The organism is Herbaspirillum sp. NPDC087042 (genome assembly GCF_044745245.1).
Lineage (GTDB): Bacteria > Pseudomonadota > Gammaproteobacteria > Burkholderiales > Burkholderiaceae_D > Herbaspirillum.
The window spans coordinates 71,552-96,903 of sequence record NZ_JBIUZW010000008.1 but is presented as its reverse complement, the minus strand read 5'-3'; the positions used below and the strand labels follow the sequence as shown (position 1 = coordinate 96,903).

17 protein-coding genes are annotated in these 25,352 nt (G+C 63.0%); 4 read left to right on the top strand and 13 right to left on the bottom strand.

All coding sequences use genetic code 11. The features are described from left to right. Window positions 1–52: 52 nt before the first annotated feature. On the bottom strand, window positions 53–952 hold the full coding sequence (locus ACIPHN_RS12715; RefSeq protein WP_400436626.1) for a LysR family transcriptional regulator: 900 nt from the start codon (window positions 950–952) through the stop codon (window positions 53–55). An 895-nt stretch (window positions 953–1,847) separates the two neighbouring features. Here ACIPHN_RS12715 and ACIPHN_RS12710 point away from each other — a divergent pair. The 4 genes from ACIPHN_RS12710 to ACIPHN_RS12695 all read left to right on the top strand — a co-directional run bounded on the left by ACIPHN_RS12710 (window position 1,848) and on the right by ACIPHN_RS12695 (window position 6,982). Beyond that, complete coding sequence (locus ACIPHN_RS12710) at window positions 1,848–3,563, top strand: methyl-accepting chemotaxis protein (protein WP_400436624.1); 1,716 nt, start codon at window positions 1,848–1,850, stop codon at window positions 3,561–3,563. A 236-nt stretch (window positions 3,564–3,799) separates the two neighbouring features. Then, window positions 3,800–4,645, top strand: a complete 846-nt coding sequence (locus ACIPHN_RS12705; protein ID WP_400436622.1) for an ureidoglycolate lyase — start codon at window positions 3,800–3,802, stop codon at window positions 4,643–4,645. Between the two features lie 102 nt (window positions 4,646–4,747). After that, on the top strand, window positions 4,748–5,500 hold the full coding sequence (locus ACIPHN_RS12700) for an SDR family oxidoreductase (protein WP_400436620.1): 753 nt from the start codon (window positions 4,748–4,750) through the stop codon (window positions 5,498–5,500). 162 nt (window positions 5,501–5,662) lie between these two features. Further along, window positions 5,663–6,982 (top strand): MFS transporter, encoded by a 1,320-nt coding sequence (locus ACIPHN_RS12695; protein WP_400436619.1) that lies wholly within the window; start codon window positions 5,663–5,665, stop codon window positions 6,980–6,982. Between the two features lie 76 nt (window positions 6,983–7,058). Here the strand turns inward: ACIPHN_RS12695 and bcsZ are convergent, their stop codons facing one another. The 12 genes from bcsZ to pstS all read right to left on the bottom strand — a co-directional run bounded on the left by bcsZ (window position 7,059) and on the right by pstS (window position 24,977). Next, window positions 7,059–8,261 (bottom strand): cellulose synthase complex periplasmic endoglucanase BcsZ, encoded by a 1,203-nt coding sequence (gene bcsZ, locus ACIPHN_RS12690; RefSeq protein ID WP_400436616.1) that lies wholly within the window; start codon window positions 8,259–8,261, stop codon window positions 7,059–7,061. After that, window positions 8,258–11,059 (bottom strand): cellulose synthase subunit BcsC-related outer membrane protein, encoded by a 2,802-nt coding sequence (locus ACIPHN_RS12685; RefSeq protein ID WP_400436614.1) that lies wholly within the window; start codon window positions 11,057–11,059, stop codon window positions 8,258–8,260. Before ACIPHN_RS12685 ends, bcsZ begins: the two co-directional genes overlap by 4 nt. Before the next feature lie 2 nt (window positions 11,060–11,061). Next, on the bottom strand, window positions 11,062–13,359 hold the full coding sequence (locus tag ACIPHN_RS12680; protein ID WP_400436612.1) for a cellulose biosynthesis cyclic di-GMP-binding regulatory protein BcsB: 2,298 nt from the start codon (window positions 13,357–13,359) through the stop codon (window positions 11,062–11,064). A gap of 18 nt (window positions 13,360–13,377) precedes the next feature. Further along, the gene (gene bcsA / locus ACIPHN_RS12675) at window positions 13,378–15,723 is read right to left on the bottom strand and encodes a UDP-forming cellulose synthase catalytic subunit (RefSeq protein WP_400436610.1); all 2,346 of its coding nucleotides are present in this window, start codon (window positions 15,721–15,723) and stop codon (window positions 13,378–13,380) included. A gap of 256 nt (window positions 15,724–15,979) precedes the next feature. Continuing rightward, on the bottom strand, window positions 15,980–17,623 hold the full coding sequence (locus ACIPHN_RS12670) for a methyl-accepting chemotaxis protein (RefSeq protein WP_400436607.1): 1,644 nt from the start codon (window positions 17,621–17,623) through the stop codon (window positions 15,980–15,982). Window positions 17,624–17,974: 351 nt separating this feature from the next. Then, window positions 17,975–19,285 (bottom strand): phosphate regulon sensor histidine kinase PhoR, encoded by a 1,311-nt coding sequence (gene phoR, locus ACIPHN_RS12665; RefSeq protein ID WP_400436605.1) that lies wholly within the window; start codon window positions 19,283–19,285, stop codon window positions 17,975–17,977. Window positions 19,286–19,360: 75 nt separating this feature from the next. Next, window positions 19,361–20,038, bottom strand: coding sequence for a response regulator (locus tag ACIPHN_RS12660; protein WP_198981945.1), 678 nt, complete (start codon window positions 20,036–20,038; stop codon window positions 19,361–19,363). Window positions 20,039–20,130: 92 nt separating this feature from the next. Further along, a complete protein-coding gene (phoU, locus tag ACIPHN_RS12655; protein ID WP_400436602.1) occupies window positions 20,131–20,841 on the bottom strand; it encodes a phosphate signaling complex protein PhoU in 711 nt (236 codons plus the stop codon). 175 nt (window positions 20,842–21,016) lie between these two features. Further along, window positions 21,017–21,817 (bottom strand): phosphate ABC transporter ATP-binding protein PstB, encoded by an 801-nt coding sequence (pstB, locus tag ACIPHN_RS12650; RefSeq protein WP_400436600.1) that lies wholly within the window; start codon window positions 21,815–21,817, stop codon window positions 21,017–21,019. 35 nt (window positions 21,818–21,852) lie between these two features. Then, complete coding sequence (pstA, locus tag ACIPHN_RS12645) at window positions 21,853–22,749, bottom strand: phosphate ABC transporter permease PstA (RefSeq protein ID WP_400436597.1); 897 nt, start codon at window positions 22,747–22,749, stop codon at window positions 21,853–21,855. Continuing rightward, the gene (gene pstC, locus ACIPHN_RS12640) at window positions 22,749–23,759 is read right to left on the bottom strand and encodes a phosphate ABC transporter permease subunit PstC (RefSeq protein ID WP_400436897.1); all 1,011 of its coding nucleotides are present in this window, start codon (window positions 23,757–23,759) and stop codon (window positions 22,749–22,751) included. The genes pstA and pstC overlap by 1 nt, the downstream gene beginning before the upstream one ends. Window positions 23,760–23,927: 168 nt before the next feature. Further along, the gene (gene pstS / locus ACIPHN_RS12635; protein WP_400436596.1) at window positions 23,928–24,977 is read right to left on the bottom strand and encodes a phosphate ABC transporter substrate-binding protein PstS; all 1,050 of its coding nucleotides are present in this window, start codon (window positions 24,975–24,977) and stop codon (window positions 23,928–23,930) included. Between the last annotated feature and the right edge of the window lie 375 nt (window positions 24,978–25,352).

Here is a 25,352-nt window from a genome sequence, read left to right as displayed (position 1 = left end):
GACCAGTTACCCCTTCCTGCGAGAACCCACGCCAGCGCCATCAAGAGCTGGCTCAAGAGGATGCCGGAGCCGCGACACCGGGCCTCGGGCTCCTATCGAAGTAATGCTGGATATGCTCCAGGCACTGCCTGACCTTGGCGGGCATGTTGTCCCGATGGCGCACGGTCACGTAGACATCGAAGCCACCCAGCGACCATTCCGGCAGGACTCGCATCAAGCGTCCGGCCTTGAGATCATCATCGGCCTTGTTCTCCAGCAGGCGCACGATGCCGTGTCCATCGACGGCGAGAAAGCGCAGCGAACGTGCATGGTTGGCGCTGATACGCGCTTGCAGTCGCACCCTCACCGTTCCGCTGGCCTCATTGGAAAATTCCAGGAAGCTGGGTTCTCCATGGGGATTGAAGAGCAGGAAATCATGATGCAGCAGGTCCACCGGCGAATGAATCGGCGGCCGGCTCTCCAGGTAGCTGGGCGCGGCACACAACACATCGCTGAAATGCGTGAGGAAAATATCGCCAGGCTGGCGGTTGCGCCCCGCACGCAGCGCCAGATCAATGCGCTGGTCGATCAGGTCGATGTTGTGGTCAGCGACTTCGAAACGCAGCTTGATCCTGGGATTGTGGCGGATGAAATCACGCAGTGCCGGAATCAGGTACTGGGTGGACATGAAGCTCGATACCGCAATGCGCAGCTCCCCCACCATCTCATTGTTGAGCACGGCGATGCTTTGCTCGGCCTCGCTGGCGGCCATGACGATGTGGGAGCAATGCTTGTAGAACAGCGTTCCCGCCTCGGTCAGGCTGAGCTTGCGGGTGGAGCGGTTGAGCAATGTGGCCTGTAATGACAATTCAAGCGCCCTGACGTGCTGACTGACCGAGGAAGTGGTGAGTCCCAGGGCTTTGGCGGCGCGAGAAAAAGCGCCCAGTTCGACCACGCGCGCGAATGTCGCCATTCGCGCCAAATCGTCTATTCCAAGTTTTCTCATTGACTGAATTTACTGATGCGACGCAGCGCAATCCCGGCTGCGGCGCACTGTGATCTTCTTTTATCGCAACATGATGTAGTTAAACTGATTCCCTGGCATGACGGATTGTACGGACTAGATTTTATTGTCCAAATGTGAGCTGCCTCTCTGCTTGGCCGGCTCACTGCTGTCGGCCCTGCATTCGAATCAGGCAACCCGGATTGCTTACCCGATCCAGGACAAATTGGACGAGCGCAAAATCCCGTCGTCATCGCTTCATGTTTCCTGAAAGGTCAAGATCGACAGCAAAAGCACGTCAAGACCGGAATGTAATACAGGAGTTGGGGATTGATTAGGTCGAGAAAATTACATTAATAATTAATTATTATTGATAATTCATAAACAACAACTATTTTACTAATGACCCGCACCCCGAGTCACAAAGCCCGTACCAGTACGAATTGCGAGCAACTGGACAATTTTTCCGCCTGCGTAACTCGTCATGAGAGCTAGCCGAAGAATAGGCCAATTCTCCGCATCGATCCGTCCAACTGCCTTGATTAGGCCAATTCTGCAAAGAATCTTTCAATCCCAAAGGGGCTAAACGCTGCCGCCCATCTGTAATACAGTCCCGCAGGCCAGACACGAGAAGAACAAAAGATCGTACGTCGACGGTGATTCCCGGATTACGCCTGGTCGGAAAGCCCTCCCATTCTCCCCGCCTCACCCTCCCTGCACCGACCCAGGCAGATCCACTCACCCGATGAGGCCGATCCACAGGTTCCCATGCGCCAGGCGCAATCTGGACAAGACCACATCCGTCAAGCTGTGCAGTCAACATGAGCGGCGCGACGCAGCGCAATTTGTTCAAAAAGGGGCAGTAATGAACTGGTTCACCAATCTGAAAGTCAGCCACAAACTCATCGGTGGCTTCATGATCGTTGCGCTCATCGGCGCCACCATCGGCACCATTGGCATACTCAAGGCAGGTCAGATCAATGACATGGCGACCGATATGTATGAAATGCAGGTGGTCGGCCTGCGCCATTCCGCGCAGGCGACGCTGGACCTGAGCTCATCCAGTCGCGCCATCCGTTCGGCCATGCTGGCGGATTCCATGGAAGAACGCGAGGCCAGCCTGAACAACCTTGGCAAGCACCTGGACAATGCCGCGTTGGCATTGCAAGCCGCCGAATCACGCTTCAATACCCCCGAAGGCCTGGCGCTGGTGGCCCGGGCCAAACAAGCGTTCGCCAACTACAGGGTGGCCGTCATGGCCACCGCTGACGAACTACGCAAGGAGCCGCTGGCCGAAGTCCGCCAATCCACTGGTCGCCTGTTCTCCTCGGTACGCCCACTGGCCAATGAAGCCGAAGAGAGCATGACCAAGATGATGGAGGTCAAGAAGAACAACGCCGACCGCCTCAACGATGAGACCGACCTGATCTACGCGCACATTCGTACCCTGCTGCTGGCGCTGACCTTCGGCGGAGTGCTCTTCGGCGTTGCCCTGGGGCTGCTCATCTCACGCAACCTGACGCGTCAACTTGGTGGCGAGCCGCGCGACGTGGCCGCCGCCGCCGATGCCATCGCCGCGGGTGATCTGGGTACCCACATCGACACTCGCCATGCGCGCGAAGGCAGCGTCGTCAACGCCATGCACATGATGCAAACATCGCTGCGCGAGGTGGTACAGACGGTGCGCACCAGCAGCGAGAGCATCGCCACCGGCTCGCGTCAGATCGCCACCGGCAACCTGGACCTGTCTGCCCGCACCGAACAGCAGGCCAGCGCACTGGAAGAAACGGCATCGTCGATGGAAGAGCTGACCTCCACCGTCAAGCACAACGCCAACAACGCCCTGGAAGCCAAGCAAATGGCCTCGGACGCCTCCACCGTGGCGCTGGCAGGTGGTGAAGTGGTGGCCCAGGTGGTCGATACGATGAGCGCCATCAACGATTCATCCAGGAAGGTGGCGGACATCATCAGCGTGATCGACGGCATCGCCTTCCAGACCAACATCCTGGCACTCAACGCTGCGGTCGAGGCAGCCCGGGCGGGTGAGCAGGGGCGCGGCTTTGCGGTGGTCGCCAGCGAAGTGCGCAACCTGGCGCAACGCTCGGCCGCGGCCGCCAAGGAAGTCAAGAGCCTCATCGAGGATTCGGTGGAAAAGGTCGCCGTAGGCGCGCGCCTGGCCGATCAGGCCGGCACGACCATGGGTGGCATCGTCGAGAACTCGCGCAAGGTGACGGCGATCATCGGCGAGATCACGTCGGCCAGCATGGAGCAGACCTCCGGCATCGAGCAGATCAATCAGGCCATCATGCAGATGGACGACGTCACGCAGCAGAATGCCGCGCTGGTCGAAGAAGCCGCCGCCGCCTCGCGCGCCTTGCAGGAGCAGGCCGACACCCTGGCCCAGATCGTCAGCGTCTTCAACCTGGGACAGACGGCGATCGGCTACCAGGACGAGCCACGCACTACCCGGCCAAGCGCACCTGTGGTGCCTCCCGCCGTGCCCCATGTCGCGCCCGGCCGCCTGGGCCACCGCCCTGCGGCCCAACAACAGGCCAAGGAAGAGGAGTGGGCCACGTTCTGATCGTCTAGCCGCCCCTCCCCCTCCTGTCCTTGCGCCGTCTTGGCGCCGGGGCGCGATGGACCATTCGCGCCCCGTTTTCCCTTCCCGGATGTCAATTGGCCTATTGGTCTTACCAATAAACTGGTATTATCGACGCCTGAAAAACAAGCAGGCCGTCCCACGCCCTCCCCCGCATTGCTGCCGGGGCCGCGCCAGGGCGCCATTCCGAGACACTCTTTTTCCCCAAGGAAACAACGATGAAACTCCTGCGTTACGGCCCGGTTGGCCAAGAAAAGCCCGGTATCCTGGATCAGTCCGGCAAGATCCGCGACCTCTCCGCTCATATCAAGGACGTCAACGGTGCCGCCCTGGACGAAGCGTCCCTGGCCAAGATCCGCGCCCTGGATATCAACAGCCTGCCCCTGGTCGATGGCAATCCGCGTATCGGCGCCTGCGTGGGCAACATCGGCAAGTTCATCTGCATCGGCCTGAACTACGCCGATCACGCCGCCGAATCCAACCTGCCCATCCCCGCCGAACCGGTGGTGTTCAACAAGTGGACCTCGGCCGTGGTCGGTCCCAACGACAACGTCAAGATCCCGCGCGGCTCCAAGAAGACCGACTGGGAAGTCGAGCTGGGCGTGGTCATCGGCAAGGGTGGTACCTACATCGACGAGAAGGACGCCCTGTCCCACGTGGCCGGCTATTGCGTGGTCAACGACGTCTCCGAGCGCGAATACCAGATCGAACGCGGCGGCACCTGGGACAAGGGCAAGGGCTGCGATACCTTCGGTCCCATCGGCCCCTGGCTGGTCACCCGCGATGAAATCGCCGATCCGCAGAAGCTGGGCATGTGGCTGGAAGTCGATGGCAAGCGCTACCAGAACGGTAGCACCAGCACCATGATCTTCGGCGTGGCCCATATCGTGTCCTACCTGTCGCGCTTCATGAGCCTGCAGCCGGGCGACGTCATCTCCACCGGCACGCCGCCGGGTGTGGGCATGGGCGTCAAGCCGGAAGCGGTCTACCTGCGCGCCGGCCAGGTCATGCGCCTGGGCATCGATGGCCTGGGTGAGCAACAGCAGAAGACCATCGACGCCTAAGCCTTGCGGCCCCCGCGTCACCCCCACTCATAAGAAAAACAATGATGCGCAGGCCCACGCGGCCTGCGCCACCCCAATCAAGAAACAGGGAAGGAGAACTCAATGAATCATTACGATTTCCAGGGCCGCAGCGCCATCATCACCGGCGGCGCCCAGGGCTTCGGCTATGCCGTGGCCGAACGCTTGCTGCAAGGCCGCGCCAAGGTCGTGCTGTGGGACATGGACGAGCAGGCGCTGGCCACCGCCCGCAACAAGCTCGAAGCGCTGGGTCATGTCGAGACCATCAAGGTCGATATCTCCAGCGAGGCTGACGTCAAGAAGGCCATCGAGGCCACCGAGAAGCTGACCCAGTCCATCGACATCCTGGTGCATAGCGCCGGTATTGCAGGACAGAATAATCCGGTGGCTGACTATTCGCCGGAAGAATGGCGCCGCGTCATCGACATCGACCTCAACGGTGCCTTCTACGTCAACCAGGTAGTGGTCCAGCGCATGATCGCGCAGAATTACGGCCGCATCGTCAACATCGCGTCCATCGCCGGCAAGGAAGGCAATCCCACCGCCTCGGCCTACAGCGCCGCCAAGGCCGGCATGATTGCCCTCACCAAGAGCCTGGGCAAGGAAACCGCGACCAAGAACATCGCCGTCAATGCCATCACCCCGGCGGCGGCGCAAACCCGCATCCTGGAACAGTGCACCCAGGCGCACATCGACTACATGCTCTCCAAGATCCCGCGCGCACGCTTCGTGAAGGTGGAAGAGCTGGCGGCGATGGTGGCCTGGCTGGTGTCGGAAGAGAATTCCTTCACCACCGCATCGGTGTTCGACCTCTCGGGCGGTCGCGCGACCTACTGATGCCGGCCTGACAGGCCTGTTTCACCGGCGGCCGATGGAATGCTTCCATCGGCCGCTTCCACGAAAGACCACAGAACAACTACAAGAATCGTCCTCCCGCCTTGCGGGCAGGCGACGGATCGTTGCGCCTATTCCATTGAACGCATCTAGGAGACTTCCCCCATGACTTCCATGTCCTATCCGGCCACCGCGTCGGACCTGCAAGAATCCCGGCTCTACAGCAGGATCACCTGGCGCTTCGTGCCGCTGCTGATGATCTGCTTTGTCTTTGCTTACCTGGACCGCGTCAACATCAGCTTCGCCAAGCTGCAGATGCAGACCGACCTGGGCTTCTCCGACGCCGTCTACGGCCTCGGGGCGAGCATTTTCTTCGTGGGCTATTTCCTATTCGAGGTGCCCAGCAACATGATCCTGCACAAGGTCGGTCCCAAGCGCTGGATCGCCCGCATCATGGTGACCTGGGGCATCGCCTCGGCGGCCATGATGTTCGTCTCCAGCGAGACCAGCTTCTATGTGCTGCGCTTCCTGATCGGCAGCCTGGAGGCGGGTTTCGTGCCGGGCGCGCTGTACTTCTTCACCAACTGGTTCCCGTCGGTGCGCCGGGGTCGTATCAATTCCCTGTTCATGGCGGCCATCGCGGTGTGCGGCATCATCGGCGGTCCGATCTCGGGCGGCATCATGAAGTTCACCCATGGGGTGAGCACCCTGCATGGCTGGCAATGGCTGTTCCTGCTGGAAGGCATTCCTTCCATCCTGCTGGGGGTGGTGTGCTATCTGGTCATCGATGACCGCATCGAGGATGCGCGCTGGCTCAAGCCCGAAGAAAAGCAGCTGCTGAAAGACCGCATCGCCGCCGAACCGCGCAGCGAGGCTTCGCATTCCTTCGGCGCGGCGCTCAAGCAACCGACCACCATCGTCATGTCGCTGATCTACCTGATGCTGGCCTCGGGCATCTATGGACTGGTGTTCTGGATGCCGCAACTGATCAAGTCGGCCGGCACCGATGACACCTTCATCATCGGCCTCATCTCCATGGTGCCCTACCTGTGCGCGGGCCTGGGCATGATCGTCATCGGCCGCAACTCCGACCGCACCGGCGAACGCCGCTGGCACCTGGCTGCCTGCGCGCTGATGGGCGCCATCGGCTATGCCGCTAGCGCCTGGTTCGGCAATAACACGGTGATCCTGGTGGTGGCCCTGTCGGCCGCAGCCACCGGCATCATCGCCGGCATCGGCCTGTTCTGGATCCTGCCACCGCGCGTGCTGACCGGTGCAGCCGCTGCGGCCGGCATCGCCCTGATCAATTCTGTGGGACAGCTGGGCGGCATCATCACGCCCTACATGGTCGGCAAGATCCGCGACCTGACCGGGAGTGCTGCCATCGGCCTGTACGTGGTGGCGCTGGAATGCCTGCTGGGCGCGGCGCTGCTGTTGTGGGGCCTGCCGCGCCGGATCTATTTCAGGGAACCCGCGCAGAAGTAAGAAGAATTGCCGTAAATGATATAAATCATTTCGATATCAAGTTCCAGTATTTGCCCGCCTTCATGGCGGGCTTTTTTTATTGTGAGCAGGCCCAGGCCGGCTGCAAGCGGCCCGCGCCATCGAAGCGATACTGGCCTTGCACCCAGCCCAGGCCAAAGAGCGTGAGCACGCTGTTGTAGTAATTGAATTCGCCGACGTCGGCGCCACCGGGTTGGTCCTGCTCGTCCTGATGCCAGGCGTCCCAGCGCTGCTGCACCGATTGCTGCTGCATCTTCAGTGCATCGTCCTGCCGGGATGCCGCCAGCATGGGCAGCAGTGCCGCCGAAAAACCGACCGGGCCTTGCCCTTCGGTGGTGCCGGTGACCGTATTGCATTTCTCGGGCGGCGCACCGCCATTGATCGTGGCCGCGAGCATTGGCGCCAGTACCTTGCGCAAGGGTGCGGCCAGTACGTCGGCTTCATCGGTCAGCCCCGCCCACAGGTAGACGCGGATGGCGTCGTAGCTGCCCAGTACCGAGCGTGCGGTATCAGGCTGCACGCCCTGGCTGGTGTCGTAGAGCAGCCAGTCGGGTGTAAAGCCATGCGGTGACGCCTGCGTCACCAGCGCCAGCGTGGCCGGGGCCATCTTGTCCCATGGCCCGCCCGGATCGGCGGCGGCCAGGCGGCGCAACACCGGCAGCGGCAGGTAGCTGGGATTGAGGCGCCAGCGCTGCGGGCTTTCCTCGAAGCCTTGCGGCCCCGGCAGCAGCATCGGTCCCAGTGCGCCCATGTTGCGCACCTCCTGGGCCTTGACCTGCTCCAGCAGGGCCTGCGCGGCTTGCGCATAGGCGGGCAACTGCCATAGCCGCGCGGCTTCCAGCAGGCTGTAGGCGAACCACAGGTCGGCATCGGCAGCGGCGTTGGGGTCGAGCACGCCGAAGCTGCCATCGTCACGCTTGCCCCATTGCCAGGCCGGCAGATGCTCGCCAGCGGCGCCGAGGTTGTCGCGACTCCAGCGCCAGATGCGCTCGAAACGCACGCGATCATTGGCGACCAGGGCGAAGAACATGCCGTAGGACTGGCTCTCGGAGGTGCTCTGCTGCTGTGGCACGGCGTAGTCGATGATGCGGCCGTCGGCCTGCAGGTGGCGCCGTGCGAACGCCTCCCATTGCGGCCAGTTGTGCGGGCAGGCCGCGGTATTCGGGTCAGCGGCCATCGCCGGCAACGCAGCCAGGGCCGGCAGGCTCAACGCTGCGCCGGCCTGCAACAGCCGGCGTCGCTTGGGGGATTCCAGGGTCATCGTCCATCATCCATCTGGGCGGAGAAATCACGCGTGCTCGTTGGCAGGTCGCGACTGAACACGGCGGCGCGGTCCTCGAAGAAGTAACGCAGGAAGACCATCGCCGCATACTGGCGATCGCGTCCCGGCGTGAGATTGACATCGCCTTGCACGCCCAGTTGCCAGCGTGGCGCCAGTCGCTTGACCGCGGCCACTTGCACATGGGCGTAGGCGCCGCGATCACTGCTGCCAGCATAACCGCAATCGACGCCACCGGCGCTGGCGCCGCGATACGGCACTGGCAGGCAGGCTGCGGCCGCTTGCGCGGCGGTGTTCCAGCCCAGCTCCAGGTTGCCCGACAGCTGCGACTGGCGCCCTTCCGGGGTGAGGAACTGGGTGGCGATGCCGGTACTGAGGGAGCGCTGCGGGCTGTAGTAGCCGCCCAGGCCCCAGCCGTACTGGTTCTGGTTGTTGTCGTAGTGCAGGTAGTGCAGTGCCGGGCCGACATTGAAGTAGTCGAAACCGTCCAGCTTGAGATCGTAGCCGGCGCCGAGATCCAGCGCCACGGCGCGGTTGCCTTGCACGTTGTGGCCGCTGAAGCTGGCCAGCTCGGCATTGCCCGACAGGCTCCAGCGCGGCGCGAACTGCCACAGCGTCTTGGCGCCCAGGGCAGCGCGTCGCACATCGCCCCACCACTGGCCGCTGCCCGCCATGGACTGGCCGCGCCAGGACAGCAGCGAATCGCGCACCGGGTTGCTGCCGGCATAGGCCATCCAGCTGCCCCAGGCGGTCTGCTGGCCCACGCTGGCCTGGCCGTGCAGGTCGGTGCCGGCCACGCCGCCATCGGTGACACCGGCAGCGGCCTGCCAGGCCAGCCGGCCCAGCTCGGTCAGCCAGACACTGTCCTGGACGCCGAACCACAGCTCGCGCACATTGGCCAGCCCCGACTGCTGTGCCGTGGCCGGCGTGCCCAGGGCCTGTGCCACGGCGTCGGGCGTGACCGTATTGGCTTGCAGGCGCAGGCTACGCAGGCGCAGGTCGTACTGGCGCGTCTGGTCGGCGCCGCCGAACCATTGCGCATGCACGGTCGGTGCCAGGGTTTCCAGATGCCCCTGTCCATCGATGCCGGCGTGGTTGGCATAGCTCACGCCCAGGGTGAGGGAAGCCGCGGTGATGCCTTGCAGCTCGTCATGCAGATAGGCTTGCACGCTCTTGCGCAGATCCTCTCCCGCCGATTCCTGCCCGTCTGCGGCCATGTCCATGCTGGCCTGTGCCTCCGAGACGGCGCGCTGCTGCAGCGCATGGGCGGTCACGAACTGCTTGCGGTAGTACGACTGCTGGCTCTGCAGCGCCAGCACATAGGTCGACAGCGGCGCCTGCCCGGCCTCCTTGCTGGCGGCCAGTTGATCCAGGCGGCCACGCGCGTTCTCCGACAAGGCCCAGCCTTCGGCCATGCGGGCGTCTTGCGTCGCGCGGTACTGCGTGGCGAACAGGGACGATGCCTCTTCATAGCGGGTCTTGCCGTACAGGCTCCAGGCGCGTAGCGGTGTGGTCTGGGCCTTGGTGGCGCCCAGCTGTTCGGCCTCATCCAGCGCGCGCAGGCTGGCATCGAAATCCTTGTCCTGATTGAAGTGGTCGGCACGCAGCAAGGCCAGCCGTGCACGCTGGCCGCGCGCACGCGGATCGGCGGCCACTTCCGCACGCGCCAGCAGGGACTCGGCGCCGCCGATATCGCCGGCATCGAGGCGGATCTGCAGCAGGCCCATCTGCGCATCGACATTCCCGGGCTGCCATTGCAGGGCTTGCTGGAACCAGCCCTGGGCCTGCTCGGCCTGATGCTGTCCCAGCATGATCCAGCCGGCCAGCGTGGCCGTGGCCGCATCCTGGTAGGCCAGGATATCGGCGGACATGGCCGGCAAGGCCAGTGCAGCCTCTGCGCTGGCAGGATCGAGTGCAGCCAGACGGGTCAGCTGGCGGTCGTAGAGAATGCGCTGCAGGCGCGCCTGGGCGGCGGCATCGCGCTGCCCGCCCTGCTGCTCCAGCGCGATCAGGGCGGTCACGGCCTCGCTGTCGGCGCCCAGGGTCTGCTGGGCCATGTAGAGGGTGGCGATGCGATTGTCCGCCGGGGTGCAATCGGGGAAGACCGAGCGGTACAGGGCCAGCGCCTCCTCCTTGCGTCCGGCGCGGGCAAAGATCTCGGCCGCCGTCCACAGGCGGTCGATGCGCTGGCACGAAAACTCTTGCGGGTATTGCGTCACCAGCGCCTGCAACTGGCTGCTGGTCAGTGCGCCCACCGGGCCGCCGCTGCGGGCGTAGGCGAAAACGCGTTCGATCTCGACGTCCTGCTGCTGCCTGGCGCGTTCGGCCAGCATGGCCGCCGAGGGCGTCCACGATCGCTCCTGCGCACGCGTGCGCGCCAGCTGGCGGTCGAAGCCTGCCAGGTCGTGGCGCTTGAGCAGCGCCCACAGGCTGCTCTCGTCTACGCCCGGCGCCGCTGCATCGGACGCGGCTTTTTCCGTGGTATCAGCGGGCTCCTCGATGGAGCGCGGCAGCACCGCCTGTTGCTCGCGCCGCCGGGTCTCGGCGAGATCCCGTCGTTGCTGCTCGCCGCGAGACTTCAGTGCCTGCTGCACCGAGCGCACCGCCTGGGTGCCATCGGCCTGCCGTGCCTGGCCCGCGCCCTCGGCGCGCCGCACCTGGACCGCCTGGTCCTGGCGCTGCACGCTGGTGACATTGGCCTGCTGTGCCTGCGCCACCGGCATCCCGGCCAGCAGGCCCAGCAGCCAGGCACGATGGGGATGCCGGAGCAGCGGCCTCATGCTCAGATCTCGATGTTGCGTTGTCCCTGGCGGCGGCGCAGGTGTGCGCGCAGCTGGCGCCAGCAGAGCCATGCCAAGACCAGCAAGGCGAGCATGACGATGCAATACCAGATCCACGGATACCGGGAGACCATGTAGCCCAGATACTGCGGGCCGCCGATGCTGCCCTGGTCATACGTGGCGCCAATACGCTGGGTGGTCAGCTCCGGCTTGCCGAAGGAGAGCAAGGCCACGTCGCCGGCCAGGTTATCCCAATAGGCGGGGCTGACCATCTGGCGCATGCCCTGCAGCAGTTGCTCGGGGTTGCCCGAGACGAACACGGTGGCGGTGTTCTTGTCGATCAGGTGCGAGCGGAACTGCATCACCAGCAGCTGCCGGCTCAGTTGCGCATCCCCGGCCACGCTGGTGTTGAGGTAGGTGGATTCGGTATTGCTGCGGTTGGTGCCGGCAATGCTCTTGAATTGCTGATGCAGCCAGTTCGATTCGGCCGTGGGCGTGGCCACCGGGATGGAGGCGCCGGCGAAGATCATGTCTTTCTCCAGCGTCCAGGGCGCATCCTTGAGCATGTCAGTGGGCAAGCTCCCCACGCTACCGACCACGATGGCATGGCGATTGACGGTGGGCTTGCCGAAGGTGACCTGGGCGGCCGCCATCGGCACCGTCTGCTTTTGCGCGATCTTGGCCAGCAGGGTCCAGGCCGCGCCGATGGTGTCACTGTCATGACCGGCCACGACCAGGCTCATCTGGTTGCCATCGCTATGGACCACGTAGGGAAACACGTTGCTGGCAAAGCGCGAGAGGTCCGGCAACTGGGCGAAGCGATAGATGAAGGGGACCTTCACCGTGGAATCGTCGAACAGGCTCATGTAGAGCGCGCCGGTCTGGTCGCACTGGTGGTTGGGCATGATCACGGGACGGAACGACAGCACGTTGTTGCCCGGCTTGAAGTGGCGCAGCGGCAGGCTCATCCGGTAGTTGTCGTAGTAGCCGCCCTGGCGCTCCTCCACCAGGATGGCGCGCTGGAAGACATCATTGAGATAGACGTTGATGACCATGCTCGAATTGATGATGGCGCCCTGCGAGAAGTTCAGGTGGAACTCCATCTGCGCATCTTCCTGGGCATACACGTCCGGCGGCATGTTGACATTCACTTCCGCCGGCGAGACGGTGGTGATCGGCGCGGTATTGAAGCCCAGCTGCTTGAAGCTGTAGGTACCCTCGGTGGCGACATTGGCCTGCGGCCGGTAGTTGGGCAACTCCGGCGGCGTGAAGTCGCTGATGTTCCACTGCGCCTGCTGCGGGAACTCCAGGTGCTGCCAGGCAAACACCTGTGCCGCGCGCGTGACCTGGCGGGCATCGGTGCCGGAGACCACCAGCATCACATGCTGACCATCGGGCATGGGATAGATGCCCAGGAAACTGCCACGGATCTGGGCCACGATGCGCGCATCGAGGTAGGGCTTGAGTTCGTCGGCGGTGCCGACCAGGACGTTGTCGGCGTCGCTCAGTCCGGCCAGCTGCAAGCCCGGCACCGGGCCTGTGCCGCTACCGGCGCGCGCATCGACCTGGGTGATGGGTGGCAGCACGTAGCGCAGCTTCAAGCCGATGCCCTGGGCCACCATGCCGCCGGCCGTCAGGGCATCGTCGGTATCCGGGTGGGTGGCGGTGATGATGTTGAACTTCTGCGCCAGGTTCTGCTTGGGATCGAACAGGTCATTGAGATCCGACAGCAGGGGCGTCACCGGCTTGAGCTCGGATTGCAGGCGCAGGGTGGACTGGGCGGTGTCGATCTCGGTCCACAGCTCGGGAGCGTTGGGGTCTTCGCACTGGTTGTCCTGGCTATGCTGGGCCACGCGGAAGATCAACTGGTTGTAGCCCGGCTTGAGCATCTCCAGCGGCAGGCGGATATCGGCGGTGATCTCGGGCTGCCGTGCCGAAAGCTGCAACTGCGCCACCGTCTTGCCATTGAGCCGCACCAGCAGTTGCGAGCGGCTGTTGAGCGCGATCGAATTGGTCGCCACCAGATGCAGCATCGCGGACTTGAGCGATTCGCGACGCGCGACCGGGATGCTGATCATCGCCGCGCCATCCAGGCGGGTCAGGCGCATGGCGCCGGGCTTGCCACCCATGTCGGCCAAGCGGATCTCGCGCCCCTGGGTGGTCGGCGCAGGCACAGGCGCCGGGGCCGGTGCTACAGACGCAGCGGCGACCGGCTGGCCTGGCGTCGTCGGCGGTGGTGCCGCCTGCACCAGTGCATGCAACAGCAAGGCCGGAAGCACACTCGCAAGAATCTTGGACATGGGCATCATGATGGCAGCTCAGTGAGTCAGGTGATGATAGATACGCTTGACGCGATACGGCATGGACGCCACCAGCGGGATCGCCAGCACCGGAGCCAGCAGATGCCGCTGCAGGTAACTGGCCAGGCCCTTGGCAAACAGGACATACTGGCCGCCTGCATGGACCAGGCCCAGCCGCACCAGCAAGGCGATACTGCCGAACACGCCCTGGCGAATGCTGCGCGAGGCACGGTAATCCGCCCAGCGGGCGCTATCACCGGAGGACAGGGCCACGGTCTCGGACAGGCCCTTGACGCTACGATCGGTAAAGCGCACGCCCACCAGAAAATGCTGCTTGTCCGGCGAGGCGTAACTGCTGCGCACCTCGATGGGCAGGAGACTGTCATGACCCAGGGCGGCGTTGTGCACGCGCAGGCCATTCATCAGCAAGTTGACCCGCCCGGCCGCCGCCATGTCGAATTGCAGCAAGGCACCGCCGGAAGATACATCGAGCACCCGGCACGCCAGGGCCTCGGCAAGCCGCTGCCTGCCTTCGACCGAACCCGGCTGCATCACGCCGGCGCGCCCATCCAGATTGGCCGGCACGCGCGGCGAAGCACGCCGCTGCTTGCGCTCATAGAGCACGCCGATGCAGGCATTGAGGATGATCAGGTTGAGCACGTCCCAGCACAGGGCCGAGACGATCACGTCCTGGTGCTCATTGGCATGGAACAGTTTCCACACCCCCACCACGAACGTAACTACGATGGCAGCATAAACGAAATAGAAAGGACCTGCCAGGTGCGAGATGGTGTCCTCCTCCAGGTGCTCGCCCTTGGGGGTGACATTGAAGCTGGGTGCACGCGGATTCTTCAGCACCAGGTAGATGGCACGCAGCGAGAACAGCGACTGCAGCATTTCGTACAGTTCCGACACCAGCGTCCAGCGATAGCGCCCGAACAGGTAGTCCGAGGTCATGATGGCGCCGACCATGGCTGGCAGGCCGTAGCCGAAGAACTCGGGGATGCTGGCACTGTAGAAGCGCAGCCCCAGCACCAGGTAGGCCATCGGCGCCAGCAGCAGCATCACGCGCGCGTAACTGAAAAACCAGTAAAAAGTATTGGAAAAATAACAGAGCTTCTGCGGAATCGACAGGCCCTTCATGGTGAACACGTTACGCAGCAGGAACAGCTGCACCATGCCCTGGGTCCAGCGCAGGCGCTGCACGATGAAGCTGGCGAAGGTCTCGGGCTGCAGGCCGGAGATCAGCGGCTCGTTCAGGTAGGCGCTGCGATAGCCCTTGGCATGCAGCTTCATGGCCGTCTCGGCATCTTCGGTGATGGAGACGCCACCGATACCGCCCACCTCGTCGAGATGCGAGCGGCGGATCACCGCAGCCGAACCACAGAAGTAGGCACCGTCCCAGAAGTCCAGGCCGCGCTGGATCACCGCGTAGAACATCTCGTTCTCGGGCGGCATGCGACCGAACATGTCGAGGTTCTTTTCAACCGGATCGGGGTTGATGAAGAAGTGCGGCGTCTGCACCAGATAGAGCTTGGTGTCTTCCTGGAAGAAGCCGACGGTCTTCTCCAGGAAGTCCACGGTCGGCACGTGGTCGGCATCGAGGATGAGCACCAGGTCGCCATGGCAATGGGCCAGCGCGTCGTTGATGTTGCCGGCCTTGGCGTTGTGGTTCTTCTCGCGGGTGAGGTATTGCGCACCATGGCGGCGGGCTAGTTCCTGCAGCTCGATGTGTCGCGCCAAGGCCTCGGCCGCACCCGCCGGCGACGCCTGGTTGCGCTTTTGCACGGTGCCGCCGTCGTCGAGCAGGTAGACCTTCAGGTGGGTGCCGGGATAACGCATGTCCAGCGCCGCGCGCAGGGTCACCTCCAGCAGCGAACTGGGTTCGTTGTAGGTCGGGATGAGCACGTCCACCGTGGGCAGCCGGGCCGGATCCAGGTCCAGCGGCGGCGACTGGCGATTGAGCGGATGGATGTTCACAAAGAAGCTCAGCAGCGCAATGCCGGTGCCATAGACCTCGGCCAGGTAGAGCGCGATCATGAAGCAGAAATCGAAGAAGTTGTCGTAGACCAGCGTATGGAAGGTGCGCCACCACATGTAGCGCAGCATCAGGAAGGCCGAGATCAGCAGGAAGAACACGCGCAGCCGACGCACATAGCCGAGCTTGCGCATGAGCAGCATCAGCCCCACCGAGGAACCGGCCACCACGTACTGCGCCCACAGGTCCACCCGCACCGTGATGGCCGCCAGCAGCACCAGCGACACGCCCAGCCACATGGCCAGCAGCCCCAGCCGGGGCCAGATGGAGCGGTCAGCGCGCACGCTGACTTGCAACAGGGATCGGGTGAAATCGGGACCGGACATGGCAATATTTCAATTCATGCTGACTTGGTTCTTCGGCCGGCCTCGACGGGAGGCTGGAAGCGTGTCTCCGGGGCGATACGATGGAAATGACAAGGGACGGAGGTCACGATGCCCATGATGAAATTTTCAGCACCTCGTTGCCATCGGGAATTTCCTGACCAACAACGCCGTAACGCCGTCATGGCAATGGACGAAAAAAAACGGACCACCGAAGTGGTCCGCCCTGTCCTGGCCAGCCCGCCGGGCGGGCTGAATCTCAGTGCTGCAAGGCTGGGCGGGGTGGCGTGATATCTACCGCGGCCACCTGTGCCAGTGCTGCCGTACCGAAGCTCGCCTGGTCCTGGGCCTGCAGCTTGAACTGGCTGACCACCTCCGACAGGCGCCCCGCCTGCTCCTGCATGGCCTCGGCGGCGGCGGCGGCCTGTTCCACCAGGGCGGCATTCTGCTGGGTAGTCTGGTCCATGTCGTTGATGGCCAGGTTGACCTGGCTGATGCCATCGCTCTGCTCGCCGCTGGCCGAACTGATCTCGGCCACGATGTCGGCCACATGGCGCACGCTGGTGACTACCTCATCCATGGTGCTGCCGGCGCGAACCACCAGCTCGCTGCCCGAGCCCACCTTGGCCACGGAATCATCGATGAGCTCCTTGATCTCCTTGGCGGCGGAGGCCGAGCGCTGTGCCAGCGAACGTACCTCGGAGGCCACCACGGCAAAACCGCGCCCCTGCTCGCCGGCACGGGCCGCTTCCACGGCGGCGTTCAGGGCCAGGATATTGGTCTGGAAGGCAATGCCATCGATGACGCTGATGATGTCGACGATCTTGCGTGAGGATTCGTTGATGGAGCCCATGGTGGCGATCACCTGCCCCACCACCTCCCCGCCCTGCTGCGCCACGGCCGAGGCCGACGCCGCCAGCTGGTTGGCTTGACGCGCGTTGTCGGCGTTCTGGCTCACCGTCGAGGTCAGCTCTTCCATGGCCGAGGCGGTTTCTTCCAGGGCACCGGCCTGGCGCTCGGTACGTGCCGACAGGTCCAGGTTGCCGGTGGCGATCTCGCGCGACGCCGTGGCGATGGCATCGGTGCCGCTGCGCACCTGGCCGACGATGCGCGCCAGGTTGCCCGTCATCGCCTGCAGGGCATGCATGAGCTTGCCGGTCTCGTCGCGCTGGCTGGCCAGTGCCGCATCGATGCGCGTGGTCAGGTCGCCTGCGGCCACGGCTTCGGCCACACCGACCGCGCGTTCCAGGGGACGCGTGATGCCACGTGCCAGGCTGCGCGCAAACAGCCAGCCCAGGACCACCTGCAAGACCGCCAGCGCCAGCATCAGGTTGCGGCTTTGATGGTAGACCTCCTGGATGTGGACGGCGATCTGGTCGATGCCGGCGCGTTGCAGGTTGAGCAATTGCTGCAGCAGATCCAGGTAGCCCTTGGCTGCCACGTCATAGGGACCGGCCAGGATCTTGCCGGCCTCCTCGGCCTGGCCATCGGCCTTGGCCTTGGTGATGGCATCGCGATACTTGATGTAGTCCTTGCGCACGGCGGAGAGCCGGGCGAAGACGTCTTTCTCGGCATCGCTGCTGAGCAGGGCCTCGATGGCCTTCTGCTGCTCGGTGGACATGCGCGTGGCGCTGGCCGCATCGTCGGCGAAGAAGGCGGCCAGGCTGGGGTCGCTGCTCTTGGCGATGGCCGTGGTGCGGCGCACACTGGTATGGATGGTACGGTACCAGTCGGAGACCAGGCGCTCCTTGGTCAGCGGCACCTGCATCATCGATTCGGTGGCCGTGGCAATGCCGGCCAGGCGCCAGATCGACAGGGCCACGACCACGCTGGCGGCGGCCAGGATGACGGCAAAGCCCAGCGCCAGACGACGGCCTATCTTCATGTTGGCAAAATAACGCATGTTGTTCTCTCGGAGGAAAATGCCTGTGGGCAGTGCCAGCGGCGGTTTATCGGAGAGCGGCCCGCCACCCGGGCCGGCCACGCAAGGGGCAGGCCGCGGATGCAGTCTTGGTGCTGGTCTTGGTCTCGGGAGCCGGTACTCTCGCAGCGCTATTGTTGCCAACAAGCCAGTGCGCCAGGTATTCGTATTTTTACCTAGTGTGTACCGGCTTGCGCTCGCCATTTTTTTCGTTTTCTTTTTTGCTCGCTGGCGTTTTCAATCTCCCGTTCCGACTATACGCCGCAGCGTCGCGATGGACAAAAAAAAGGATGCCGCAGCATCCTTTTTTTCAACATCGGCCTTGGATCGGCCTTAGTGCAGCGCCACAAAATCCTCGATCGTCTGGGTGCTGGGGAAATGCACCGTGAAGGTACTGCCGTGGTCAGGTACCGAGGCGATGTCCAGGGTGGCGTGATGGCGCAGCAGCACGTGGCGCACGATCGCCAGGCCCAGGCCGGTGCCCTGGGTCTCGCGCGAGCGGCTCTTGTCGACCCGGTAGAAACGCTCGGTGAGGCGGGAGATGTGTTCGGGGCTGATGCCGATGCCGGTATCCTGCACCGCAAAATGCGCGCCCTGCTCGTCGTTCTGCCAGCGCAGGGTAATGACGCCGCCCTCGGGGGTATAGCGCACGGCATTGGTGACCAGGTTGGTAAAGGCGCTGCGCAATTCATCGGCATTGCCCTTCAGGTCGGGGCCGTCGACGAACAGGCGGATCTCGTGCTTGCCACCCGACAGGGCGCGACCTTCCTCGGCGATGCGCTCCAGCAGCGGACGCACCTTCAGTACCTCGGAGCGCAAGGGATAGTCGATCGATTCCAGGCGCGTCAGGGTCAGCATGTCGTCGATCAGGTTCTGCATGCGCTGTCCCTGTTCGGTCATCAGCTTCAGGTGCGCGGTGCGGATGCTCTCATCCAGGTTGGGCTGGGCCAGGGCGATCTCCAGGAAGCCGTTGATGACCGTCAGGGGCGTGCGCAACTCATGCGAGGCATTGGCCACGAAGTCGCGTCGCATCATGTCGATACGCTCCGACTCGGTCACATCGTGGGTCACCAGGATCTGGCGACGGTTCTCGAAGGGAATGATCTGGATGATCAGCTTGCGCTCGTGCAGCGACATGGTCAGCGGCTGCTCGTAACGCCCCAGGATGATGTAGTCGATGAAGGCCGGATTGCGGATCAGGTTGGTTACCCGCATGCCCTTGTCGCGCTCCTGCTTCAGGCCCAGGTGTTGCTGGGCGGCAGGATTGCACCATTCAAGGAAGAGCACGTCGTCCATGATCACCACGCCATCGGGCAACAGGCTCATCGCCTGGCGGAAGCGCGCCAGCCACTCGGCCAGCTCGGCCTGGTTCTTTTCATCGGTACGACGCATGCGATACAGGCGCGCATACACGTCGGTCCACGCGCCCCAGCCGTCGGGCAGGCGCGACTGGCCCGAATCATCCAGCCAGGTCGACAGGCGCAGCAGGTAATGCAGGTGGGTGACCATCATCGCCCCCACGCCCAGCACCGCCACCGACAGGCCGACGATGGGACCGAAGAAGAAACCGACGACTCCTGCACCGGCCAGGCATAACACCAGGCGCAAACCGGCAGGAATCCAGAACAGCAGTTGTGGACTCATTGATATCGCAGACAGATCAAGGGGGCGCCCGCGCGCCCGAAGGGGTATTGTCGCCTGAATAAGGCGTGCGCGGGCTTATTTGGTAGAGAGCATGTAGCCGACGCTGCGCACCGTCTTGATCAGGTACTCGGCGTCACGCAGGGCCTTGCGCAGGCGCAGTACGTGGACGTCGACAGTGCGCTCCTCGATCACCACATGGTCGCCCCAGACGCGGTCGAGCAGCTGGCTGCGCGAAAATACGCGATCCGGATGGGCCAGGAAGAACTTGAGCAGCTTGTACTCCGCGTGGCCGATATCGATGCGCCCGCCCGACAGGCTCACCGAGCAGCTGGCCGGATCGAGCGTGATGGGCCCGGCCGACATCACTTCCTGGGCATGCTCGGGACTCTTGCGGCGCAGCAGCGCCTTGATGCGCGCGGTCAGTTCGCGCGGCGAGAAGGGCTTGGTGATGTAATCGTCGGCGCCATTGTCGAGGCCGGCGATCTTGTCTTCTTCCATGCTCTTGGCGGTGAGCATGATCACCGACAGCTGCTGCAACTGGCGATCGGCACGGATGCGCGAAAGCAGGTGCAGGCCGCTGCGGTCTGGCAACATCCAGTCCAGCAGCACCAGCTGCGGCGCGCGATGCTGGACGAAGTCCCAGGCAGCGGCCGCATTGGAGACGACGAAGCTGGACCAGCCCGCCTCCTTGAGGGTAAAGGCAATCAGTTCAGCGATCGAGGGTTCGTCTTCGACGATCAGGATAGTGGTCATGTTTTCTGGCTCTCAGCAGTATCGCGGGTCTCCCCTCCGCAATCCGGGATGACGCGTCCCTCCCCCGGGGCGTGTCATCCGGTGCCTTTTTGTTAGTCTTCGTCGTCCTGGAGGGCCTTGGCCGAACCGAAGTCGGTATGGCGGATATCCTTGCCACCGACCACGTAGACAACGTACTCGGCGATGTTCTTGGCATGGTCGCCGATGCGTTCGATGGCCTTGGCCACCCACAGGGTATCGATGGAACCCGAGATGGTGCGGGCATCTTCCATCATGAAGGTGATGAGGCTGCGGGTGATGGAACGGAAGCCATGGTCGATGCGTTCATCGGCCTTGATCAGTTCCAGCGCCTGCTGGTCATCGAGGCGGGCGAAGGCATCCAGGGCGCTGCGCAGCTGGTCCATGGCCTGCTCGGCGATCAGGCTCACGGTCTCGTAATGCGACACCAGGCCGATACCGCGCTTGTGCAGGTGGATGGCGGTACGGGCGATCTTGGTGGCTTCATCGCCCACGCGTTCCAGGTCGGTGATGATCTTGATGGTAGCCATGACGGTACGCAGGTCATTGGCGGTCGGCTGGCGACGCACGATCAGGTGGCTGCAGGCGTCATCGAGTTCGACTTCCAGGCGATTGACGGCCTCGTCGTCCTTCATGACGCGATGAGCGACTTCCAGGTTACCGCTACGGAAGGCTGCAATCGCATCCTGGAACTGGTGCTCCACCATGCCGCCCATGGCCAGCACCTTGGAGCGGATCTGTTCCAGATCCTGGTCATATTGTTTAGAGGAGTGATCGCCGTTCATGAGACGTCCCTAAAAGAAAAATTATATAAAGAATTCATTCCCTGACTACTCTGTGGGGTGCGGCATGGGCGTAGCGAGCAATCCCGAGGTCTGCGGGAGAAGCGCAGCCGTACTGGGGTACGGCGAGCATCGCAGCGCAGAGATCGGGATGCGCAGTAGCCCAGGCCGTACCCTACTAGCCAAAGCGGCCGGTGATGTAGTCTTGGGTTTCCTTGCGCACCGGATTCATGAAGATCTGGTCGGTCTCGCCGAACTCCACCAGCTCGCCCAGGTACATGTAGGCGGTGTAGTCGGAGCAACGGGCCGCTTGCTGCATGTTGTGGGTCACGATGGCGATGGTGTAGTCGTTCTTCAGCTCACCGATCAGCTCTTCCACCTTGGCCGTGGAGATCGGATCCAGCGCCGAGGTCGGCTCGTCCAGCAGCAGCACTTCCGGCTTGACGGCCACGCCGCGCGCGATACACAGGCGCTGTTGCTGACCGCCAGAGAGCGACAGGCCGCTCTTGTGCAGCTTGTCCTTGACTTCACCCCACAGGGCGGCCTTGTTCAGGGCCCATTCGACGCGCTCGTCCATCTCGCCCTTGGGCAGGTTTTCATAGAGGCGGATACCGAAGGCGATATTGTCGTAGACCGACATCGGGAACGGGGTCGGCTTCTGGAACACCATGCCCACCTTGGCGCGCAGCATGTTCAGATCCTGGCCAGGTTCGAGGATGTTGTTGCCGGCATAGATGATCTTGCCCTCGGCGCGCTGGCCGGGGTACAGGTCATACATGCGGTTGAAGGTACGCAGCAGCGTGGACTTGCCACAGCCCGAGGGACCGATGAAGGCGGTCACCTTGCCTTCGAAGATGTTCAGGTTGATGTTCTTGAGGCCCTGGAATCCACCGTAATAGAAATTCAGTTGCGAGATTTCGATCGTGGCCTTCTTGGCCGCAGCGGCGCTGGCGGGTGCGGTCTGAGTCTGGCTTGCCATTTGATGAGCAGTAGTCATGTCGGTCACTTGGAGAATTAGCCGGGGATTTGTTGCTTGAACAGGGTACGCGAGAGCACGTTGAGCAGCAGCACGCTGAAGGTGATCAGCAGGGCGCCGCCCCAGGCCAGCGAGACCCAGTTGTCATAGGGGCTCATGGCGAACTGGTTGATCACCACCGGCAGGTTGGCGATCGGACGGTTCATGTTGGTGCTGAAGAACTGGTTGTTCAGTGCGGTAAAGAGCAGCGGTGCAGTCTCGCCCGAGATACGCGCCACGGCCAGCAGCACGCCGGTGACGACACCCGCCTTGACCGCACGCAGACGCACGATGATGGCGACCTTCCAGCGCGGCGCGCCCAGGGCGAAGGCCGCTTCGCGCAGGCCGTTGGGGACCAGCTTCAACATGTTGTCGGTGGTACGCACCACCACGGGAATAGCGATCAGCGAGATGGCGAAGGTACCGGCCCAGCCCGAGAAGTGGTTCACATTGGCCACGTAGATGGCGTAGATGAACAGGCCGATCACGATCGAGGGTGCCGACAGCATGATGTCGGTGACGAAGCGGGTCACCTGGGCCAGCTTGCTCTCCTCGCCATACTCGGCCAGGTAGACGCCGGCCAGGATGCCGATGGGGGTGCTGATCAGGGTGCTCAGGCCGACCATCATCAGGCTGCCGACGATGGGGTTCAGGAGACCGCCGCCGGCGTCACCCGGACCCGGGGTGTTCTCGGTCAGCAGGCCCAGGTTCAGTGCGGCCACGCCCTTGAACACCAGGGTCAGCAGGATCCAGGCCAGCACGAACAGGCCCATGCCCATGGCCAGGAAGGAGAACAGCATGCCCAGGCGATGCTGCATCAGGCGCTTGCGGTAGACGGGGTTGATGGCCTGTGCCTTGGTGGCGTCGGCGCCGGTAGCTTGTACGGTCTGGTTCATTATTTGGCTCCTTCCTTGCGCGCCATGCCCATCAGCATGATCTTGGCGGCGGACAGGACGATGAAGGTGATGACGAACAGGATCAGGCCCAGGGCGAACAGCGAGGACACGTGCAGCTTGCTGGAGGCTTCGGCGATCTCGTTGGCCAGGGTGGAGGCGATCGAGTTGCCGGCCGAGAACAGCGACCAGGACAGGCGGTGCGAGTTACCGATCACGAAGGTGACAGCCATGGTCTCGCCCAGTGCGCGGCCCAGGCCCAGCATGACGCCGCCGACCACACCGGTCTTGGTGTAGGGCAGCACGACCTTGCGCACCACTTCCCAGCGGGTGCAGCCCAGGCCGTAGGCCGATTCCTTCAGCACCGCAGGCACGACTTCAAACACGTCGCGCATCACCGAGGAGATGAAGGGGATGATCATCACCGACAGGATCAGGCCGGCGGTGAGGATGCCGATGCCCATGGTGGGACCGGAGAAGAGCACGCCCACGCCCGGAATCTGGCCCAGCGTGGCCTTCAGGAAAGGCTGGCCGTATTCTGAGAACAGCGGCGCGAACACGAACAGGCCCCACATGCCGTAGATGATGGAGGGCACGCCTGCCAGCAGTTCCACGCAGGTGCCCAGCGGGCGCCGCAGCTTGGCCGGGCAGATTTCGGTGAGGAACAGGGCGATGCCGAAGCTGACCGGGAAGGCGATCAGCAGAGCGATGATCGAGGTCGACAGGGTGCCGACGATGGCGATCATGGCGCCGAATTGTTCATTGGTAGGATCCCACTCCACGCGGGTGATGAAGCCCGGACCGAAGGCCTGGAAGGCAGGCGCGGCGCCGATGAAGAGGGAAACGATGATCCCGCCCAGCATGAACAGCACGGACAGGGCGAAGATCAGGGTGATCTTGTGGAAAAAGAAATCCTGCAGACGCTGGCGGCGCATGACGGCCATCAACTTCTCGCGCGCGACCTGCGCACTTTCAGTCTCTGTCGGGGATTTTTTGACTTCGGTATTCGACATTGCCGTGGTGGAATAATTAGCGCTCATTTGAGTTCACCATTGAAACGGGCCATCGCTGCGAATGCTCTGCTCTCCAGAGTTGCTCGTTTTCGCTGCGATGACCCGTGTGCTCCGTAGGAAGAAGCTTGCTGGCCGGGCCTTGTCAGCCCGGCGCGACCTGGTGCTGGATTACCAGACTGCCTTGCCGCCGCTGTCCTTGACGTTGCTCTTCCAGGAATCTTCCACCAGCTTGGTGACCGATTCCGGCAGCGGCACGTAGTCCAGGTCAGCAGCAACCTTGCCGCCGTTCTTGTAGGCCCAGTCGAAGAACTTCAGGACTTCCTTGGCCTTGGCGCCGTCACCAGCCTGCTCCTTGTGCAGCAGGATGAAGGTGGCGCTGGAGATCGGCCACGATTCCTTGCCCGATGCGTCGGTGAAGTCAACTGCGAAGCCAGGGGTCTTGGCCCAGTCGCCGTGGGCGGTAGCAGCCTTGAAGGAGGAATCGTCCGGGGAGACGAAGTTGCCATCCTTGTTCTTCAGTTGGGTGAAGTTCAGCTTGTTCTTCTTCACGTAGGCGTATTCGACGTAGCCGATCGCGCCCTTGACCTTCTGCACGTTGGCGGCGACGCCTTCGTTACCCTTGCCACCCACGCCGGTGGGCCACTTGACGGCGGTACCGGCACCGATCTTGGCCTTGAAGTCAGCGTTGGCCTTGGACAGGTAGGAGGTGAACACGTAGGAAGTGCCCGATGCGTCCGAACGGTAGACCACGGTGATGTCTTCGGCCGGCAGCTTCACGCCCGGGTTCAGGGCAGCGATTTCAGCGGCGTTCCACTTGACGATCTTGCCAGCATAGATGTCTCCCAGCACCTGGCCGGACAGCTTGATCTGGCCGGGGGTGATACCGTCCAGGTTGACCACCGGCACCACGCCGCCAACCACGGCCGGGAACTGGGTCAGACCGGCTTCAGCCAGTTCGGCCTGGGCCAGGGGGGCGTCGGAAGCGCCGAAATCGACGGTCTTGGCCTTGATCTGCTTGATACCACCACCCGAACCGATGGACTGGTAGTTCAGGCTGTTACCGGTGGCGGTCTTGTACAGCTCGGCCCACTTGGCATAGACCGGGTACGGGAAGGAGGCGCCAGCGCCGGTGATTTCTGCTGCATGAGCGGCACCGCTGAATGCGAAAGCGCCAGCCACTGCGACTGCAACAGATTTAATCAATTGGTTAAACCCCATTTCAACTACTCCTATGATTTTGAGAGAGGAACGTCACCGAGAAACATCACGATTGGAGGGATGACTTCTGAGACAGGGCGAACTTTAACCAGCTAATGTGACGAGTTTATGACCCGAACTTGTCATTCGGCTCAGTGACGGCAGATTTGTGACATGGGTGTCAGTGTTGATCCGATGACAATCAAATACGCCCTGGCAGGCGCCCTTCCCTGCCCGCAAACCCGCGTCCTTTCTGGAAGGGATTTTTCCTGACAGATTCGTGTCATGGAGGATTGGGCTAAATCGTTTAAAAGATAAATGTGATTTTGTCATCAAAAATTTCTTCTCTCATAATGAGAAAAATGTGACAAACACTCACGATACTTGTCATAAACT